22 protein-coding genes are annotated in these 19,129 nt (G+C 63.7%); 12 read left to right on the top strand and 10 right to left on the bottom strand.

Annotated features, from left to right (window positions below):
- Positions 1-24 precede the first annotated feature (24 nt).
- On the bottom strand, positions 25-1,227 hold the full coding sequence (locus V1288_RS27785) for a Xaa-Pro peptidase family protein (protein WP_334360059.1): 1,203 nt from the start codon (positions 1,225-1,227) through the stop codon (positions 25-27).
- A gap of 325 nt (positions 1,228-1,552) precedes the next feature.
- On the bottom strand, positions 1,553-1,639 hold the full coding sequence (locus V1288_RS34160; protein WP_442893993.1) for a hypothetical protein: 87 nt from the start codon (positions 1,637-1,639) through the stop codon (positions 1,553-1,555).
- Between V1288_RS34160 and V1288_RS34155 the strand changes: the two genes are divergently transcribed.
- The 11 genes from V1288_RS34155 (at position 1,604) to V1288_RS27730 (ending at position 9,769) form a co-directional block, all read left to right on the top strand.
- Entirely contained in the window at positions 1,604-1,942 is a 339-nt protein-coding gene (locus tag V1288_RS34155) for a hypothetical protein (RefSeq protein WP_442893862.1), read from the top strand. The two genes, V1288_RS34160 and V1288_RS34155, sit on opposite strands and share 36 nt — an antisense overlap.
- A complete protein-coding gene (gene gvpJ, locus V1288_RS34150; protein ID WP_442893861.1) occupies positions 1,914-2,180 on the top strand; it encodes a gas vesicle protein GvpJ in 267 nt (88 codons plus the stop codon). Before V1288_RS34155 ends, gvpJ begins: the two co-directional genes overlap by 29 nt.
- Before the next feature lie 20 nt (positions 2,181-2,200).
- The gene (locus V1288_RS27770) at positions 2,201-2,935 is read left to right on the top strand and encodes a GvpL/GvpF family gas vesicle protein (RefSeq protein ID WP_334360058.1); all 735 of its coding nucleotides are present in this window, start codon (positions 2,201-2,203) and stop codon (positions 2,933-2,935) included.
- 33 nt (positions 2,936-2,968) lie between these two features.
- A complete protein-coding gene (locus V1288_RS27765) occupies positions 2,969-3,193 on the top strand; it encodes a gas vesicle protein GvpG (protein WP_334360057.1) in 225 nt (74 codons plus the stop codon).
- A complete protein-coding gene (locus tag V1288_RS27760) occupies positions 3,190-3,513 on the top strand; it encodes a gas vesicle protein (RefSeq protein WP_334360056.1) in 324 nt (107 codons plus the stop codon). The genes V1288_RS27765 and V1288_RS27760 overlap by 4 nt, the downstream gene beginning before the upstream one ends.
- Positions 3,510-4,295, top strand: coding sequence for a GvpL/GvpF family gas vesicle protein (locus V1288_RS27755; RefSeq protein WP_334360055.1), 786 nt, complete (start codon positions 3,510-3,512; stop codon positions 4,293-4,295). Before V1288_RS27760 ends, V1288_RS27755 begins: the two co-directional genes overlap by 4 nt.
- Complete coding sequence (locus tag V1288_RS27750) at positions 4,292-4,489, top strand: gas vesicle protein (RefSeq protein WP_334360054.1); 198 nt, start codon at positions 4,292-4,294, stop codon at positions 4,487-4,489. Before V1288_RS27755 ends, V1288_RS27750 begins: the two co-directional genes overlap by 4 nt.
- Positions 4,486-4,791, top strand: a complete 306-nt coding sequence (locus tag V1288_RS27745) for a gas vesicle protein K (RefSeq protein ID WP_334360053.1) — start codon at positions 4,486-4,488, stop codon at positions 4,789-4,791. Before V1288_RS27750 ends, V1288_RS27745 begins: the two co-directional genes overlap by 4 nt.
- A 365-nt stretch (positions 4,792-5,156) precedes the next feature.
- Complete coding sequence (locus V1288_RS27740) at positions 5,157-6,176, top strand: TRAP transporter substrate-binding protein (RefSeq protein ID WP_334360052.1); 1,020 nt, start codon at positions 5,157-5,159, stop codon at positions 6,174-6,176.
- A 16-nt stretch (positions 6,177-6,192) separates the two neighbouring features.
- Entirely contained in the window at positions 6,193-8,091 is a 1,899-nt protein-coding gene (locus V1288_RS27735) for a TRAP transporter large permease (RefSeq protein ID WP_334360051.1), read from the top strand.
- A gap of 28 nt (positions 8,092-8,119) precedes the next feature.
- On the top strand, positions 8,120-9,769 hold the full coding sequence (locus tag V1288_RS27730) for an acyl-CoA synthetase (protein WP_334360050.1): 1,650 nt from the start codon (positions 8,120-8,122) through the stop codon (positions 9,767-9,769).
- 3 nt (positions 9,770-9,772) lie between these two features.
- Here the strand turns inward: V1288_RS27730 and V1288_RS27725 are convergent, their stop codons facing one another.
- The 7 genes from V1288_RS27725 to V1288_RS27695 are packed head-to-tail and all read right to left on the bottom strand — an operon-like array spanning position 9,773 to position 17,039.
- A complete protein-coding gene (locus V1288_RS27725) occupies positions 9,773-10,405 on the bottom strand; it encodes an antibiotic biosynthesis monooxygenase family protein (RefSeq protein ID WP_334360049.1) in 633 nt (210 codons plus the stop codon).
- A 40-nt stretch (positions 10,406-10,445) separates the two neighbouring features.
- On the bottom strand, positions 10,446-11,252 hold the full coding sequence (locus V1288_RS27720) for an MBL fold metallo-hydrolase (RefSeq protein ID WP_334360048.1): 807 nt from the start codon (positions 11,250-11,252) through the stop codon (positions 10,446-10,448).
- Positions 11,249-12,040, bottom strand: coding sequence for a TatD family hydrolase (locus tag V1288_RS27715; RefSeq protein ID WP_334361418.1), 792 nt, complete (start codon positions 12,038-12,040; stop codon positions 11,249-11,251). The genes V1288_RS27720 and V1288_RS27715 overlap by 4 nt, the downstream gene beginning before the upstream one ends.
- A 14-nt stretch (positions 12,041-12,054) precedes the next feature.
- Positions 12,055-13,995 (bottom strand): methionine--tRNA ligase, encoded by a 1,941-nt coding sequence (metG, locus tag V1288_RS27710; protein WP_334360047.1) that lies wholly within the window; start codon positions 13,993-13,995, stop codon positions 12,055-12,057.
- A gap of 55 nt (positions 13,996-14,050) precedes the next feature.
- Positions 14,051-15,091 carry a DNA polymerase III subunit delta' gene (locus V1288_RS27705; protein ID WP_334360046.1) on the bottom strand — a complete coding sequence of 347 codons (1,041 nt, stop codon included), beginning with the start codon at positions 15,089-15,091 and terminating at the stop codon, positions 14,051-14,053.
- The gene (gene tmk, locus V1288_RS27700) at positions 15,088-15,774 is read right to left on the bottom strand and encodes a dTMP kinase (protein ID WP_334360045.1); all 687 of its coding nucleotides are present in this window, start codon (positions 15,772-15,774) and stop codon (positions 15,088-15,090) included. The genes V1288_RS27705 and tmk overlap by 4 nt, the downstream gene beginning before the upstream one ends.
- A 2-nt stretch (positions 15,775-15,776) precedes the next feature.
- Complete coding sequence (locus tag V1288_RS27695) at positions 15,777-17,039, bottom strand: D-alanyl-D-alanine carboxypeptidase family protein (protein ID WP_334360044.1); 1,263 nt, start codon at positions 17,037-17,039, stop codon at positions 15,777-15,779.
- Positions 17,040-17,216: 177 nt separating this feature from the next.
- Between V1288_RS27695 and V1288_RS27690 the strand changes: the two genes are divergently transcribed.
- Complete coding sequence (locus V1288_RS27690; RefSeq protein ID WP_334360043.1) at positions 17,217-18,161, top strand: alpha/beta fold hydrolase; 945 nt, start codon at positions 17,217-17,219, stop codon at positions 18,159-18,161.
- Here the strand turns inward: V1288_RS27690 and V1288_RS27685 are convergent.
- Positions 18,158-19,081, bottom strand: coding sequence for a septal ring lytic transglycosylase RlpA family protein (locus V1288_RS27685; RefSeq protein WP_334360042.1), 924 nt, complete (start codon positions 19,079-19,081; stop codon positions 18,158-18,160). The genes V1288_RS27690 and V1288_RS27685 overlap by 4 nt on opposite strands.
- Between the last annotated feature and the right edge of the window lie 48 nt (positions 19,082-19,129).

The raw sequence follows: 19,129 nt of genomic DNA, 5'->3' as shown, positions 1-19,129 counted from the left end.
GCGGCGCCTTGATGCCGAACGGCCTCACTGCGCCGGTGCACTGCCGCCGATGTTCCAGCCGCGGCTGCCTTCGCCAAATATCTCGTAACCTGTTGCCGTCACTGCCACCGTGTCCTCCAGTTTGATGAAGCCGCGGCGCGGGTGTTTCATCGTCGTCTCGATCGACACCACCATGCCGGGCTCCAAGGGCCGGCGCGCGTCCGGGTCATCGTAGGGAATGGGACCCTTGGCCGTCAGGCGAGGGGCCTCATGGCTGACCAGCCCCATGCCGTGAGCAAGAAAGTCGGTGCAGGCGCGCTGGCTGGACCGTGCCAGCTCCCTCTCGGCTGCGACATAGATTTCACCGCCCATGGCACCCGGCCGAACTGCAGCGAACGCGGCGCGCTGGATGGCTTCGATTTCGGCCAGCAGGTCCTTGAGCTCGCTGTCCGGTTCGCCCAGCACCGCCATCCGCGCGAGGTCGCCGATATAGCCGTGATAGTTGCCGCCGGAATCCAGCGACAGCACGTCACCATTCTCCCAGCGCTGGGCGGACGGCGCCCGGTTGTGGCTGGAGCCGCAAGCCAGCAGGCAATACTCGAACGTCAATCCGCGCTTCACCTCCGCAATCTTCAGCGCATCGGAAAGCTGCTGCTTGGTGGTGCCCACGCCATGGTTCTCGATGACCTCGACCATGGATTGGATCACCAATTCCGATGCCTTCTTTAGCTTGACCAATTCCGCCGGCGACTTCACGGCACGCAGGCGCTCGAGCACCAACAGCGCATCCTTGATCTCGCTATCGGGCAGGGCGTCCGAAAGAGCCCTGCCGGCATCCATCGGCAGGAACGGCATCTCGACGCCGATCCGCTTCATCGGCACGCCGGCGTCCTTGATCAGGCCGGCCGCTGTCGAAATGGCATCCACCGATCCGTTTCCTTCGGTGCGAACCTGCGGAACCCACAGCGGCGCGACGGCCCGCTGGTGGGCCTCCAACCGGTGACCGATATAGGCCGCCTTGTCAGGCGCGCCTTTCGGATAGATCACGACTGGCAAGTAACGGCTGACCCCGAGCGCGTCCATGTAATCGAAGAAGATCGCGCGTTCGGCGCCGAGCAGGTACTGGACATTGTGCTTCGAGGTTGCGACCAGGATGTCGAGGCCAGCCGCTTCCATCAGCAAGTCGAGCTTGGCGGTATCGAATGGAATGGCGCTAGGTTTGTTTGGACGGCTGATGTGTTCTTGCATGACATGCCTCCCGTAGCAGCGGCTTCGAACCCAGGCGCCGCTTGGACGCTGCATTGTGGGCGGGAAACCAGGGTTCCTACCAGCGATGAAATCGGCGAGCTCCAATGCAGATTGGGGAATGCCGGGTCGTTTCTGTTTGGATCTGAGCCTCGGCAGCAAAAAACGGAGATGTTCACCGGCTGTTTCGCCGCTGCATTCGAGTCCACTCTGGTTCCATTCGAGTCAAACCGCCGATTTTCCTGGTTGCATCGGAGTCCACCTGAGAGCGCCAAGGCGCGACGCCCCGATTGGAAGTTTGGCTGCGACATGATCTTTGAACTTACGATTAAAACCGTACGCGACTGACTACGGTAATTGGCGATGGGCGAGGGAACTGATGGAGCAGATGACCATGCGCTCCGTGGATCTCGATCCCTTCGAGTCCAATTTTGGCAGCCCGGCGGGCGGCGCCGCGTTATGCCTGCCTCGGCAGAAAGGCCCCACGGAAACCCTTTGCGCTGACAGTGAAAAATTGGCGGCGAGCGGATGCGGCAGCGCGAGGCGACGCGGCTTACGTCCTCGTTTTGAAACCATTGCGAAGCTATGCGCGTATCAGTTTCCGGAAGGACAGATCGTGTTTTCCGGAAGGAGCAAACCGTATGACTGGAATAGCAATGACTCAAACGCCTCAAGCGAACGGTGGCAGATTGTCGGGCGAGCTGTACAAAGTCGTTGAATTGATCCTGGACCGCGGGCTGGTCATCGACGTGTTCGTGCGTGTGTCGGTGATCGGCCTCGAGGTGGTCACCATCGATGCGCGGGTCGTCGTGGCCGGCGTCGATGCTTACCTGCGCTTCGCCGAGATGTGTGGCCGCCTCGATCTCACCGGCAGCAGCCCCCGGATCGGCCGCTCGCTGCCCGACAACGCGCTGCCGCTCGAGCTACCCGGCCGGGCGCGCACGGAAATCGGCTGACGCAACGGAAAGGATGACTGATGAGCAGCTACGTCTACTGTTTCACGCGTGCCTCCCACCCACTACCGCTCGAAGGGGCGGTGGGGGTCGGGGAGCACGCTCCCGCCCTCCGGCTCGTGCGCGAGCAGGATCTCGTCGCGGTGGTTAGCGACGCGCCGGAGAACTTGCGCGCGAAGCGGCGCGATCTGGTGAAGCACGATGCGGTCATCGGACGAATCTATGCAGCCGGCACCGTGCTGCCGATGCGGTTCGGGATGGTCGCGCCCGACGACGAGGCCGTGCAGACGGAGCTTCGATCGGGGGCGCGTCGCTATAGCGACCTGCTGTCCCGGATCGATGGCCATGTCGAGCTCAACGTCAAAGGCATTCATGCGGAGGAAGCCCTTCTCCGCGACCTCTTGCTTCAGAACGACGAGTTACGTGCGCGGAATCACGCACTTCGCGCCGCAGACGGCGGCCGCCACCAGGACAAGGTGGCGTTCGGCGAGCACGTGGCCGCCGCCGTTGCGGAGCGGCGCGCGCGTGACGCAGGCCAGGTCATCGCCCGCCTGCAACCACATGCCGCGCAGATACGTCGGGGCCCGCCGGTCGACGGTTGCTTCGTCAACGTATCGTTCCTGGTGGCGTCCGGCGCCCGGGCGGACTTCGACGGTGCCCTGTCGCCGCTGCGCCGCGAGCTGCCCGGCTACGCAAGCGTCGAGTTGTACGGGCCCTTGCCGCCTTACAGCTTCGTCGGCAACGAAGCGGACGTGTGAGGGGCCGTGGCGGTGGGACTCCTGTCGCATGTCTTGTTGCTGCCGCTCGCGCCGGCCCGCTTCGCGCTGTGGACCATCGACCGGGTCGTCGACGCCGCTGCCGAACAGCATTGCGGCCCGGCAGCCATCCGGCGCGAGCTGGCCGAGCTTTCGCGGCAACTGGATGAAGGGTTGATCGATGCCGAGGAATTCGATCGACGCGAGGACGAGATCCTCGACCGGCTGGACGAGGGACGAAAGCGAGGAATGATCGCATGATTGAATCTGATCGCATGATGGAGTGGCACGGACGCCAGGGTGCTTCGCCGAACCTGGCCGACATTCTGGAGCGGGTTCTGGACAAGGGGCTGATCATCGCCGGCGACATCAAGATCAACCTGCTCGACATCGAGCTTCTAACCATCAAGCTCCGGCTGTTGGTCGCGTCGGTGGACAAGGCCAAGGCGATGGGGATCGACTGGTGGGAGCACGATCCGGCGCTTTCCCAGCCTCGGCCGCGGCAGCTCGCGGCCGAGAACGCGCGGTTGCGTAAGCAGGTCAGGGCGCTGCAAACCGCCACTCTGGAGGCACGGCGATGAGCACGGCGAGCTATACATACGCGGTCGCGCGCCCGTTCAATCCAACCCAGGCGGCCGGTCTCGTCGGCGTCGACGGCGCCGCGATCCACCTGGTCCGCCACCAAGATCTGGTCGCCGTGGTCAGTCCGCTTGCACCTGCCGACGCCGACGAGACCGCGCTGCGAGCCAGGCTGGAGACGCTGGCGGAGCTAGAGGTGATCGCACGCGCGCACCACAGGGTCGTGGCGGCGGTTGCCGCGTGCACACCAACGCTGCCGTTCCGCCTCGCGACCGTTCACCGCACCGACGACCGCGTTGCGCAGTTGCTACGCCGGGAGTACCGGCGCTTCCGCGAGACGCTGGATCGATTCGCGGGCCGCGTGGAGGTGGGGGTGAAGATCTACGTGCAGCACGCGGGCGCATCTGCCGGCGCCATGTCCGTGGCTGAGAAAACCGACGGGTCCGGATCGGCGCGCGCGGGCAGGGACTATCTGCGCAACCGCCGCGAGCAGCGCGATCGGCGCCAGCACGCGTGGCGGCGCGCAACCACTGCGGCCGAGCAGATGGACGCCGTTCTCGCCGGGCTTGCCGTCGATCGCCGCCAACACCGAACGCAGAGCGCCGAGCTGTCCGCTGCCCCAGGCGAAAATGTATTCAACGCAGCCTACCTGGTGGATGCCGGGCGCGCCGAAGAACTCGCCGCCCGTGCACAGCGGCTGGGCGCCGAAAACCCGCACGTGACGCTCGAGATCACGGGCCCCTGGCCGCCCTATTCGTTCGCCGACAGCGAGGAGCGCACGTGAGCCCCGCCGCGTTCCCGGACCGAGAGGTCGCACTAGTCGACCTGCTCGACCGGCTCCTGGCGGGTGGCATCGTGCTGGCCGGAGACATCACGCTGGCGATCGCCGACATCGACATGGTGCAGATCTCGCTTCGCGCTCTGATCACGTCGCTCGGCCGGACCACGCGATCTGGCGCAGCGGAGCGAGACCAGTGAGCGCCGGCGTCGCTGGACATGAGCCGGGGCCGCGCCAGCGCATTTCGATGGCGCCTGACACGGTCGAACGAGATCTGGCCCGCCTGGTGCTCACCGTCGTGGAGTTGCTGCGTCAGCTCGTGGAGCGACAGGCGCTTCGTCGTGTCGACGAGGGCGGCTTGACCGAAGCGGAGGAGGAGCGCGTCGGCATGACGCTGATGCTTCTAGACAACCGCATATCGCGCCTGCGGGAGCACTTCGGGCTCGCCGCCGAGGACCTGAATATCGAGCTGGGACCTCTCGGTCCGCTGCTTCCGCGTTGAGTTCCCTCAGTCTAACGTCGAGCACATTAGATCTCGTTCCGGCTGCGAAATTCCTGGACCTGAAGTGCACAGGGCGCCGTAAATCCAGAAACGACGGAAAACGAGATCCCAAGCCGAATATCTGTAATTCGCATAAGGTATATTATGGAATATCAATATCTACAATTAGATCAAAGATTTAGCCGGATATCCTAGCAAGCCGAGCCAGCATGGCGACTGTACAGCGCTTCGTTTGGCCAAAACAATCCTGCTCCGACAAAGCCTGTGTTGCCGCCGCGTGCGGACGCTGCAATAAGCGCGCGAGTATGTGGATGACTCGCGACATCGGGTCATAGCAAGAACAATAACCCTCAAGGGAGAACCCAATGAGTTTTTCACGACGCACGCTTCTCAAGGCATCCGCTGCGTCAGCGGTTTTGAGCGGCATCGGCGCGCCGCTGGTAGCGCGGGCCCAGACCGCCGAATTTACCTATAAGTACGCCAATAATCTTCCTGACGGCCATCCCATGAACGCCCGCGCCAAGGAAATGGCAGCGGCGATCAAGGCCGAGACCAATGGCCGGTTCGACCTGCAGATTTTTCCGAACAATCAGCTCGGTTCCGACACCGACATGCTGAGCCAGATCCGTTCCGGCGGCGTCGAGTTCTTCACGCTGTCGGGTCTGATCCTGGCCACGCTGGTACCGGCGGCGTCGATCAGCGGCATCGGCTTTGCGTTCCCGGACTACGATACGGTCTGGAAGGCCATGGACGGCGGTCTAGGGGCCCATATTCGTGGCGAGATCACCAAGGCGAACCTCGTGGTGATGGACAAGATCTGGGACAACGGCTTCCGCCAGACCACGTCGTCGACCAAGCCGATCAACGGCCCTGAGGACCTCAAGGGTTTCAAGATCCGGGTGCCGGTGTCGCCGCTCTGGACGTCGATGTTCAAGGCATTCGATGCAGCGCCCGCCTCGATCAATTTCAGCGAAGTTTACTCCGCACTGCAGACCAAGATCGTCGAGGGTCAGGAAAATCCGCTGGCGATCATCTCGACGGCGAAGCTGTATGAAGTGCAGAAATTCTGTTCGCTGACCAACCATATGTGGGACGGCTTCTGGTTCCTGGCGAACCGCCGCGCCTGGGAAAAGCTGCCTGAGGATGTCAGGACGATCGTCGCCAAGAACATCAACGCGGCGGCCGTCAAGGAGCGCGAGGACGTCGCCAAGCTGAATGCCGGGCTGCAGCAGGAACTGGCCGGCAAGGGCCTCACGTTCAACCAGCCCAACGTGACGCCGTTCCGCGACAAGCTGCGCTCTGCCGGCTTCTACGCGGAATGGAAAGGCAAATACGGCGACCAGGCCTGGGAACTGCTCGAAAAGTCCGTGGGCAAGTTGTCCTAAGCATCTGAAGGCCATCATGGCTCATGCCGGAATGACCGAAGCTGTCGGCGGTGAGGTGGGTCAGCCCCCTCGCCGCCGTTCGCTGCCGGCGTCGATCGAACACACCTTGGGAATGCTGGTCGAAATCCCGGCGGCGCTGCTGGTCATAGCCGAGATCGTGATTCTGTTTGCCGGCGTGGTGGCGCGCTATGCGCTGCACCGGCCGCTGATCTGGTCGGACGAGCTGGCCTCGATCCTGTTCCTGTGGCTGGCCATGCTGGGTGCTGCGGTCGCATTCCGCCGCGCCGAGCACATGCGGATGACGGCGGTGGTCGCCAGCGCAAAACCCGCCATGCGCGCTTATCTCGACCTGGTGGCGACCGTAGCCGCACTGGCGTTTCTCGTCCTGATTGCCTGGCCGGCTTACGAATATGCCTACGAGGAAAGCTACATCACCACGCCGGCGCTGCAGATCAGCAATATCTGGCGTGCCGGGGCGCTGCCGGTCGGCATCGCGCTGATGGCGCTGTTTGCCTTCCTGCGGCTGGCCCGATCAGGCAATGGTCGAACCATGGTCGCTGCGATCCTGTCGGTCGCACTTGTCATCGCGATCTTCTGGCTGCTCAGGGGCTCGCTCAAGCCGCTCGGCAATCTCAATCTGATCATCTTCTTTGTCGGCGTCGCCGGCTTCTGCGTGTTCGCCGGCGTGCCGATTGCGTTCGGCTTCGGGCTTGCGACCTACGGCTATCTGGCGCTGACCACGGGCACGCCGCTGATGGTGCTGGTCGGCCGCATGGACGAGGGCATGAGCCACCTGATCCTGCTGTCGGTGCCGTTGTTCGTCTTCCTGGGCCTGCTGATCGAGATGACCGGCATGGCGCGCGCCATGGTGGCGTTTCTGGCTAGCCTTCTGGGCCATGTCCGCGGCGGCCTGCATTACGTGCTGGTCGGCGCGATGTATCTGGTGTCGGGCATCTCCGGCTCGAAGGCCGCCGACATGGCTGCCGTGGCGCCGGTGCTGTTTCCGGAAATGAAGGCGCGGGGCGCCAAGCCGGGCGATCTGGTCGCCCTGCTCGCCGCGACCGGCGCACAGACCGAAACCATCCCGCCGAGCCTGGTGCTGATCACCATTGGCTCCGTCACCGGCGTATCGATCGCGGCGCTGTTCACCGGCGGCCTGTTGCCGGGCCTGGTGCTGGCGATCACGCTGTCGGCGCTGGTGTGGTGGCGGTACCGGAATGAGGATCTGCGCCATGTCACGCGGGCGAGCGCCGGCGAGGTCGCCCGCGCGTTTGCCATCGCCCTGCCCGCCATCGCGCTGCCGTTCGTGATCCGCTACGCGGTGGTGGAAGGTATCGCGACCGCGACCGAGGTTTCCACCATCGGCATCGTCTATGCCTTCATCGTCGGTTTCCTGATTTACGGGCTCTTGATCTACCGCAATTTCGACTGGCGGCGGATCATGCCCATGCTGGTCGAGACCGCGTGCCTGTCGGGCGCGATCTTGCTGATCATCGGCTGCGCCACCGGCATGGCCTGGGGCCTCACGCAATCAGGCTTTTCGCGGACGCTGGCGGCCGCCATGACCGGCCTGCCCGGCGGCTCGACGACGTTCATCGCGGTGTCGATCGTGGCCTTCGTGATCCTGGGCAGCGTGCTCGAGGGCATTCCGGCGATCGTGCTGTTCGGGCCGCTATTGTTTCCGATCGCCCGCGCCGTGGGCGTCCACGAGGTCCATTATGCGATGATCGTTATCCTCGCGATGGGTATCGGGCTATTCGCGCCGCCCTTTGGAGTAGGCTATTATGCGGCTTGCGCCATCGGGCGCGTCGATCCGGCCGAGGGTATCCGGCCGATCTGGGGCTACCTCTTGGCGCTGCTGGTCGGCCTGATTATCGTGGCGATCTTCCCGTGGATTTCCATCGGGTTCTTGTAGAGTCAATTACGCAGATGGGACAAAGCCGATGAGCGCAGCCCAGAATCAGTACTCAATCGGATTGGACAAGACGCCGGCGAATTACGTGCCATTGACGCCGCTCAGCTTCCTCGCGCGCAGCGCCGCCGTCTATCCCGATCACGTCAGCACGGTCTATGAAGGCCGCAGTTTTACGTGGGCCGAGACCTATCAACGCTGCCGGCGTTTTGCGTCGTGGCTCGCCGGCCGCGGTATCGGCAGCGGCGATACGGTCGCGGCAATGCTGCCGAATATCCCGGCCATGAACGAGGTGCATTTCGCCGTGCCGATGGCAGGGGCCGTGCTGAACGCGCTGAATATCCGGCTCGATGCGCCCTCGATCGCCTTCCAGCTCGACCATGGCGGCGCAAAGATCATCCTGGTCGATCCCGAATTCTCCGGCGTGATCGCGGAAGCGCTGACGTTGATGAAGGGCCCAAACCCCCTCGTCGTCGATGTCGATGACGCAGCTTTTGCAGGCGGCAAGCGGATTGGAGAGATCGAGTACGAGGCGGCCGTCGCCCAAGGCGATCCCTGCTTTGTCGCAAGGCTGCCGGCCGACGAATGGGACGCGATTGCCCTCAGCTATACTTCGGGCACCACGGGCAACCCGAAAGGCGTCGTGACCCATCACCGCGGCGCCTATCTCAATGCCGTCAGCAATATCCTCGCCGGCAATCTCGGCCAGCATCCGGTGTATCTGTGGACGCTGCCGATGTTCCACTGCAACGGCTGGTGCTTTCCATGGACGGTCGCGGCCTCGGCCGGCATCAATGTCTGCCTGCGCAAGGTCGATCCGGCAAAAATCTTTGAGCTGATCCCGAAACACGGCGTCACCCACATGTGCGGCGCGCCGATCGTCTACAACACGCTGATCAACGCGCCCGGCGCGCCGAAGGGAAAAGCCGCGCGCCCCGTGGTCGGATTGATCGCAGGCGCCGCACCGCCGGTCGCCGTGCTCGAGGGTGCCGAGAGCATCGGCATCAAGCTGACGCATGTCTACGGCCTGACCGAGGTCTATGGCCCCGCCTCCGTCTGCGCCGAGCAGCCGGGCTGGGATGAACTGCCTGCCGACCAGCGCGCCCAGATGAAGCGCCGGCAGGGCGTGCCCTACCCGCTCGAAGAAGCCGTCACCGTGCTCGACCCCGAAACCATGCAGGAGGTGCCGCGCGATGGGGAAACCATCGGCGAGGTGATGTTCCGCGGCAATATCGTGATGAAGGGCTATCTGAAAAACGAGGCGGCCACCAAGGAGGCCTTCGCCGGCGGCTGGTTTCACACCGGCGACCTCGGCGTGCTGGACGAGCACGGCTATGTCATCATCAAGGACCGCTCCAAGGACATCATCATATCAGGCGGCGAGAACATCTCCTCCGTCGAGGTCGAGGACGTCCTCTACAAGCATCCCGCCGTACTGTTCGCGGCGGTCGTCGCAAAACCCGATTCCAAATGGGGCGAAGTGCCCTGCGCCTTCGTCGAATTGAAGGAGGGCGCCAAGGCGACGGAAGCCGAGATCATCGCCTTCTGCCGCAGCCACATGTCGGGCTTCAAGACGCCGAAGGCGGTGGTGTTCGGCGTTATCCCGAAGACGTCGACCGGCAAGATCCAGAAGTTCATGCTGCGCAACCAGGTGGATTCGGCGAAGGCGATTTCGGCGTGACCGTTATTGCGAGCGAAGCGTGACCGGCGGATAGTATTGCGGCGCTTCGGTCCGTTCGTACATCCCGTAGTCGCGCATCACTTCGAAGACGCGAAAATACTGGGTTGTCGGATCGGCAAACAGGCGCGAGCCGAATTCGATGCCGGCTCGATCGTCCGGCAAATCGATCAGGTGTGCAAAGTGCCCGTCACGATAGACGCTTGTGAAGGCATCACGGCGCCATGTGGTTTCTGCCGGCAACGTGGCATTCTTCGATTCCGAGGCCAGAACATATGTTGGCTTGCGCCTTGTCGGATCGTTATAGGGCGTGCGCCGCTCGGGTTGCCAGATCGGTTGTCCGGGCCTTGCTTCGTGAATCACCTGGGCGACGCGGATGCGATAGTCCGAAAAGACTCTTTCGCGGCCAATGGTCTGTACATCATGGTGGCGCGCGTGGGCCCGCCAAGCCGTTAAAGCTCCCTCGTCCTGCCAGATCTGGTAGGACAGCAACAGGTTCTCCCGCGTCAGACTCCTGAAGCGATCGATGAAGAGGCAGCCGCCCATCGCCTCAAGATCTGGCTTCAGCGAGGCCGCAAGATCGAGATATTGATCGCGGTGCCCGGGTCTTGTCTGGACCTCAAAGAACAGGCCAATCATTGACGTTACTCCGCGCTCCGATCGGATTTGCGACGCAGGCTCAGCCTGCGCCGTCCAGCGTCAGCCGCAGCCCATCATAGGCCGGAATCACTCCCGGCGGCAGGCTCTGGCGCAGCACCTCGTAATCGAGGTCGGAATGCATGTTGGTGATAACGGCGCGCTTCGGCTTGAAGCGCTCGATCCATGACAGCGCGTCGTTGACGCTGAAATGGCTGGGATGGCCGGCATAGCGCAGCCCGTCGACGATCCAGAGGTCGAGGTTCTCCAGCGCCGGCCAGCTTTCCTCGGGAATGTCGTGGAGGTCTGGCGTGTAGGCGGCGGCCCCGACGCGGAAACCCAGCGCGGGAATCTTGCCGTGGTGAACCAGGAAAGCGGAGAGTTTCACCGGCCCGCCCTTCCCTTCGGTCTCATGACTCTCGCCCGCTTCGATCGAATGGCGCGTCAGAATCGGCGGATAGTCGCTGCCCTCGGGCGCGATGAAGCAATAGGAGAACCGCGCCATCATGTCTTTGGCGGTCGACTGGTTGAAATAAACGGGAATGCGCCGGCGCTGATGCAGCACGACCGAACGCAGATCGTCGATGCCGTGGGTCTGGTCGGCGTGCTCATGCGTCAGGAACACCGCGTCGATGTGGTCGACATTGGCGTCGATCAACTGCTCGCGCAGGTCGGGCGAGGTATCGATCACGATCCGCGTGGTGCCGTGCGTGCCGTTGCGCTCGACCAGCAGCGAGCAGCGGCGTCGGCGGTTTTTTGGATTATTGGGATCGCAGGCGCCCCAGCCGAGCGCCGGGCGGGGCACGCCGGCCGAGGAGCCGCAGCCGAGAATCGTCAGCGTCACCGTCATGCGGCAGCCTTCTGTGCCGGCACTTTTGAGAATAGCCGGAAGAAGTTTTCCGTCGTCAGCCGCGATATCTCTTCCAGCGAGACGCCGCGCGTTTCAGCCAGCACTTTTGCCACTTCAACAACGTAGGATGGCTCGTTGCGCTTGCCGCGAAACTTGCCGGGCGCCAGATACGGCGAGTCGGTTTCGACCATGATGCGGTCGGCCGGGAGCTCGGCGGCGAGTTCGCGCAACGCTTCGGACTTCTTGAACGTCAGGATGCCCGTGAACGAGATCGATAGTCCCAGCGCAATCGCCTTCATCGCGAGTTCGCGTCCGCCGGTGTAGCAATGCAGCACCGCGCGAAACGGTCCCTTGGCGATTTCGTCTTCGAGAATGCGGCCGCAATCGTCATCCGCCTCGCGGGTATGGATCACCAGCGGCAACCCTGTCGCTCGCGCCGCCGCGATATGCGCGCGAAAGCCGCGCTCCTGCGCCTCGCGCGAGCCGTGCTGGTAGAAATAATCCAGCCCCGCCTCGCCCAGCGCCACGACCTTCGGGTGCTTGGTCAGTTCGATCAGTTCGCTGGCGGGAATGCCATCTTCCTCATCGGCCTGATGCGGATGGGTGCCGACCGAGCAATAGACATTGGGAAACCGCTCGGCGATCGCCAGCAGCCCGCCGAGCCGCTTGACCCGAGTCGAGATCGTGACGATACGGCCGATTCCGGCGGTCTCGGCGCGCGCAACGATAGCGTCGAGATCTTCGGCAAAATCCGGAAAGTCGAGGTGGCAGTGGCTGTCGACGAGCATGGCTTGCAAACGGCTCAATCCGCCTTTGGTTCGACGTAGCGCGGAAATACGCCGACCGGCGCCGGCAGGGTCGTGCCAGCCTTGATCCGCGTGGCGAGCGCTGCGAAATCGCGCGCCCCCTTTTCGTCGGGAATGCCGAGACTGTCGAGCAGCTTGCTCGAGGCATCCGGCATCACCGGCTGGGTCAGGATGGCGACCTGCCGCACGACCTCCGCCGTCACGTACAACACGGTTTTCTGCCGCGCGGGATCGGTTTTTGCCAGCGCCCACGGCGCCTCGCCCGCGAAATAGCGGTTGGCTTCCGCGACCACAGACCACACCGTATTCAGCCATTGATGGATCTGTTGCGTCGCCATCGCGGTTCGCGACGCCCCCAGCATGGCATCTGCCTCCGCCAGGATCTCCTTGTCATTGTCGGTGAACTCGCCGGGCTCCGGCAGCACGCCGCCGAGTTGCTTTGCGATCATCGACAGCGAGCGCTGCGCCAGGTTGCCGAGATCGTTGGCGAGGTCGGCATTGATGCGCGCGACGATGGCTTCATGGTTGTAGTTGCCGTCCTGCCCGAACGGCACCTCGCGCAAGAAGAAGTAGCGCATCTGGTCGACACCATATTGATCGGCCAGATTGAAGGGATCGACGACGTTGCCGACCGACTTCGACATCTTCTCGCCCCTGCTGAACAGGAAGCCGTGGGCATAGACCCGCTTCTGCACGGGAATGCCGGCCGACATCAGGAACGCCGGCCAGTACACCGCGTGGAAGCGGATGATGTCCTTGCCGATGACGTGCACGTCCGCAGGCCAGTAGCGCCAGTTCGGATCGCTCTCGTCGGGGAAGCCGACGCCGGTGATGTAGTTGGTCAGCGCATCGACCCAGACATACATCACGTGTTCGGGGTCGTTGGGCACCTTGACGCCCCAGTCGAACGTCGTGCGCGAGATTGACAGGTCCTTCAGGCCGCCCTTCACGAAGCTGATGACTTCGTTGCGGCGGGAATCCGGCCCGATGAAATCAGGCTGGCTCTCGTAAAGTGCGAGCAGGCGGTCCTGATAGGCCGACAGTTTGAAGAAGTAGCTCTTCTCCTCGACCCACTCGACCGGCGAGCCCTGCGGGCCGCGGCGCACATTGTCCTCGCCGAGGACGGTTTCCTCCTCGGCGTAATAGGCTTCGTCGCGCACCGAATACCAGCCGGCATAGGTGTCGATATAGATGTCGCCGTTCTGCTGCATCCGGTTCCAGATCACCTGGACCGAGCGATGATGGTCAGGCTCCGTGGTGCGGATGAAACGGTCGAACGATACGTTCAGACGTTCGTCCATCTCCCTGAACCGGCCGGCATTGCGCGCGGCGAGGTCAGCGACGCCCATGCCTTCGCTCTCGGCCGTCTGCACCATCTTCAGGCCGTGCTCGTCAGTGCCGGTCAGGAAAAAGACGTCCTTGCCGTTGAGCCGCTGAAACCGCGCCAGCGCATCGGTCGCGATCGCTTCATAGGCGTGGCCGATATGCGGAATGCCATTGGGATAGGCGATCGCGGTCGTGATGAAATAGGTGTTGCGCTCGGCAGCCGCCGCCGGCTGGACGGCGGCAGCCGGCTTCGCGCGCGGCGTGGTTCGCTTTGCGCGTTGAGCTACAGGGGCCGCCGGTACGACAGGGTTCGTTTCTTGCGAAGTTACCGCGCGCGTCTTCGTGGTCTTGTTCGCTGATTTCTTCGCTGATTTCTTGACGGATTTCTTGGCTGCCTTCTTCGCAGCCTTTCTGGGTGACTTCGGCGCGGCTTTCCTTGCAGCCTTCTTCGAAGCCTTGCCGGCTTTCTTCACGACGCGCTTGCTCTTGGTCGCCCCTTTCTTGGCGGCGCGCTTTTTCGCCGCGGCCTTCTTGCCGGCGCGGGCGGGCAGCGCTTTACGAGTCTTCTTCGCCTTGCGCTTTTTCGAAGCTTTCTTTCCAGCCTTCGCCACCACGAATTCCTTTAGTTCAACACAACGATTGTCGAGATTATTGTCAGGCGGAGCGTTACCGCGTCGCTTCCGCGAGCATCCCGAACACCGAGAAAACCAGCGGTTTTCGCTCCAAATTGTAGGATTCGGTGTCGCGCGCGGCGCGGACGATCTTTTCCCATACCTCAGCCAGCCGTGCAAGGCGGGGCAGATTCGCGTTGGCGTCGCCAGTGCGCAGCTTTTCAGAGATCCAGCGATCGATGCCGTCGATGAACGCTGCCAGCGCCACCCGATCGCTGGTGCCCAGCGCATCACCAAGCGCATGCAGCTCGCGCGGATCGACCTGCGGCAGCGTCGCCAGCAGCGCTGCGGTCCGCTGTTGCAGCTTCAGCGCGTCACCGCCGAGCAGCGTCAGCGCGCGGGACACGCTTCCCTCCGCGGCATCGGCAGCCTCCGACAGCGCCGGATCATCGGGTGCGATGTCAGTGGCCCGCGACGCCGCGCGAATGACGTCGTCGGTCGCGAGCGGTCTCAGCGGCAGCTTGCGGCAGCGGGACAGGATCGTCGGTAGCGCCCGCGCCGGCGAATGGCTGACGAGCAGGAATAACGATCGTTGCGGCGGCTCCTCGAGGATCTTGAGCAGCGCGTTGGCGGCGTTCGGATTGAGTTCATCGACGGTGTCGACGATGCAGACCCGCCAGCCGTCGACCGCCGCCGTCGAGCCGAAGAACGAAATCGTCTCCCGCGTCTCGTCGACGGTAATCACGGTCCGCATCACGCCGCGATCGTTGAGGCCGCGTTCCAACACCAACAGCCCGCCATGCGCGCCGGCGGTGACCTGGCGCGCGACGGGATCATTCGAATCAAGCGCAAGCGTCTCGGCGCGCTGCACCGACGGCGCCATGGGATTGGAATTCGCGAGCACGAAGCGGGCCGTGCGATAGGCCAGCGTCGCCTTGCCGATGCCCTGCGGACCGCCGATCAGCCAGGCATGCGGAATGCGCCCACTGCGATAGGCATTGAGCAATGCCATCTCCGCCTCGCGGTGGCCGAACAGATCGGCCGTTTCGCGGGGATGCCGGACCGCCACCTCCTGCTCGGTCTTGCGTGCGCTCATGCCGTACCCGCCGGGCTCGGGACTGCCAACACGTGATCGCGCAGTGCAGTCCAGACGCGGGCCGCGACCGTGTCGGCATCGGCATTGGCATCGATCAGCACGCAGCGCTGCGGATCTTCGGCGGCGATCTTCCGGTAGGCGTCGCGCAGATCCTGGTGAAACTGCAGATCTTCCGCCTCGAACCGATCCGGCACGCCGCTGCCGCGGCGCGCCGCGGCCCGCTGCAAGCCGACTTCCACGGGAATATCCAGAATGATGGTCAGGTCCGGCTTGAGATCGCCGATGGTGACGCGCTGCATGGCGTTGAGCACGATCGGCGAGACCCGCCCCAGACTGCCCTGATAAGCGCGGGTCGAATCCGCGAAGCGGTCGCACAGCACCCATGTTCCCTGGCCGAGCGCAGGCTGGATGACGGTACGAACATGATCGTCGCGGGCGGCCGCGAACAATAACGTCTCGGCATCCGGTCCGAGCAGCTTGCCGATTCCCGACAGCACGAGATGCCGCATGATTTCCGCGCCCGGCGAGCCACCCGGCTCGCGGGTAACAATGGCGCGCAGCTTTGCGGCCGCAAGACGCTCGGCGAGCTTCTTGATCTGCGTGGACTTTCCGGAGCCCTCGCCGCCTTCAAACGTGATGAACTTCCCGCGTCCGGAGGGCCGCTGCAGCGTTGCCTGGTTCATGTTCAGAGCTTCTCTGCGCTCGCGCGGAACATGCCGATGACGAGCTCGCTGGCGCCGTCGATCGCGCGGCGCATGGTCGAGCCGGTGCCGATCGATTCCGCGGCAAAGATCGGCGCCTCCACGGCGATATTGGCACCGCGCCAAACCTTGACGACACCGACCGGCTGGCCGGCCTGCACCGGTGCCCGCACCGGACCGCTGTAGACGATGCGCGCGATCAGTTTCTCGCTGCCGTTCTTCGGCACCATCACCTTGATCGGCTCGGGGCTTGCAAGCTTCACCGAACGGCTTTCGCCGCCAAACACCTTGGCGTAGCCGACGGGCTGGTTGGCCGCGAACAGCGTGCGGGTCTCGAAATTGCGAAAACCCCATTCCAGCATCTTCTTGGCCTCGGAGGCGCGATCGTCGGGATCCTCGAGCCCGTTGATCACGACGATCAGCCGCGTGTCGTTCTGCACGGCGGAGCCAACCATGCCGTAGCCACCCTCTTTGGTGTAACCGGTCTTCAACCCGTCGGCGCCATTGAGCGAGTTCAGCAGCGGATTGCGGTTCTGTTGCCGGATCTTGTTCCAGGTGAACTCCCGCTCGCCGAACAATTTGTACATGTCGGGATAGGTCAGGATCAGGTGACGGGCGAGCTTTGCCAGTTCCCGAACCGTCATCCTGTTGGCGGGATCGGGCAAGCCGTTGGAATTGCCGAATGTGGATTTCGTCAGGCCGAGCTCGCGGGCCCGCTTGGTCATGAAGTCGGCGGCAAAGATCCGCTCATTGCCGGCCATGCCTTCGGCAAGGGCAATGCAGGAATCATTGCCGCTCTGGATGATCGCGCCCTTCAACAGGTCGTCCACCGACACCTTGCTGTTGAGGATGGCAAACATGGTCGAGCCGCCGGCCGGCGCACCGCCCCTGCGCCAGGCGTTCTCGCTGATCCGGTATTCGTCCGTCGGCTTGATCTTGCCTTCCCTGATGGCGTTGAAGACCACTTCGACCGTCATCAGCTTCATCATGCTGGACGGTGCCCGCAATTCGTCGGCGTTCTTTTCGAACAGCACGCTGCCGCTGGAAGCCTCGATGAGGATCGCGGTCGGCGCGTCGCCGTCAAAGCCGCCATCTTCCTTCTTCGGCGCGCCCTGCACGCTGTTGTTGGCGGCGTAAACAATCCCGCTCCAGCCGACCGCGAGCGCGAGGACAGCGGCCATCAGGCTGCGCCACGGGATAATGGCCGCGGCGTCGGGTTTGCGGGAAACGGAGGTCTCTGCTGCCATCGGCGATGTCCTGAATCCGTGCGTTCTAACAGTTGGAAGTATCGCAAACAACACAGGTTTTGGACTTGCCTTTTGGACTTGCCGCCGTGTCGACCGGATTGCGGCACCGAACGAAGGAACGTATCGTGGCGGTGCTGCATTTTCCCGACAAGATACGAAAAACAGGGCGGAAACGCGATGCCATCCTCACGCACCATTTCCGCCAACGGGCTGGAGTTCTTTGTTGTTGAACAGGGCCAGGGTCCGCTGGTGCTGCTCTGCCATGGCTGGCCCGAACTGTCCTACTCCTGGCGGCACCAGATCGGAGCCATCGCGGAAGCCGGTTTCCATGTCGTCGCCCCCGATATGCGCGGGTTCGGCCGGAGCAGCGCGCCAGCCGATGTCGGCGCCTACACCATCTTCCACACTGTTGGCGACATGGTCGCGCTGGTGGCGGCGCTTGGCGAAAAGCAAGCGGTCATTGTCGGCCATGATTGGGGTGCGCCGGTCGCCTGGCACGCCGCCATGTTCCGCCCCGATATCTTCGCCAAGGTTGCCGGCCTGAGCGTGCCGCCCCCTTCCCGCGGACGCGGTCTTCCGCTCGAAACCTTGCGGAACAACGGCATCACCAATTTCTACTGGCAGTATTTTCAGCCACCTGGCGTGGCCGAGGCCGAGTTCGAGCGCGACGTGGCTGCAACGATGCGAATCGTGCTGGCCGGGCGCGGCTTCTCCGATCCGGCGGCCCATCAATATGTTCAGGAGGGAAAGGGATTCCTCGCCGGCGCCGATCCGAATCGGCCGTTGCCGAACTGGCTGACCGAGGCCGACCTCGCCTATTTCGCGGAGATCTACCGACAGTCAGGCTTCCGCGGCGGACTCAACTGGTATCGCAACATTGACCGCAATTGGGAGCTGACCGCCCCGTGGCAGGGCGCGCAAATCCACCAGCCGTCCCTGTTCATCGCGGGATCGAAGGATGGCGTCATTACCGGGTTGATCGGCGCCAAGCTGGTCAACGAGATGGAGCGCGTGCTGCCGAATTTGCGGCAGAAGCTCATTCTGGATGGGGCCGGTCACTGGATTCAGCAGGAGCGGCCCGATGAGGTCAACGCCGCCCTGGTCGCGTTCCTGAAGGGTTAGTACAGCCCGCGGCCGCTAAGCACCGCGCTTGGCCCCCGCGGATCGACCGGCAGGTAGGCCAGGCTGGGAGCCGCATAGCTCGCATCATTCTCGTAGGATACGGCGCGCGGGTTTTCCGCGGCGCGACCGCGCGATCGGCTGGAGGCTGACATTTCCGAGGTCGCGTTGATCGAGGCGTAGTCGGCCGAGGTATTGCCGAGGCTATAGGGCCGCCCCTCCGGCATCGGAACCTCGCCCCGGATTCGGCCCGCGGACGAAGAGATTTCGGGAACGAACGGCCGGGCCGAAGCGACGCGGACCGTGGACGGGGACGGCGCGGGCTCGCCGGTCCGGAGGGTGGCGAGGAGCTGGCGGTCGTCGGAACCTTCAAGTGGCGCCCGGCCGACATATTCAACCCGCACACGAGCGACGCCATTTGCTTTGAATTCAAGCAGTTCGGCCGCCTTGTTCGAGACGTCGATGAGGCGATTGCCATGGTAGGGGCCGCGGTCGTTGACCCGCACGATCAGCGACTTGCCGTTCCGGGTATTGGTGACGCGGGCGTAGCTCGGGATCGGCAGGGTCGGATGGGCAGCGGTTAGCGAGGTCATGTCAAAAACCTCGCCATTGGCGGTCAGCCGGCCGTGGAAGTCGTCGCCATACCAGGAAGCCATGCCCTCGGCGCGGTAGTTCGGATCCTCTTCCGGCACGTAAACCCGGCCTGCGACGGTATAGGGCTTGCCGATGCGATAGGTCCCCCCACCCTTCGGCACAGGCTCTCCGAACCCCACCACGCGGGGGCTCGAGGAGACGCCATATTTGGGATCGACGCGGCTGGCGAATTTGCCGGATGAGGCGCAGTTGGCAAGGAGAAGGCACGTTGCCACGGCAACGGTCCCACGCGCCGCCAGGACGATCGTTTTTGGCCGTCGAATCCCCATCACCCCAACTACCATTTTCCAGCGGCCGCGTGCCTACGTTGAAGCGCT

This window comes from Bradyrhizobium sp. AZCC 2176 (assembly GCF_036924645.1).
Classification (GTDB): Bacteria; Pseudomonadota; Alphaproteobacteria; order Rhizobiales; family Xanthobacteraceae; genus Bradyrhizobium.
This window is presented reverse-complemented; position numbering and strand designations above follow the sequence as displayed.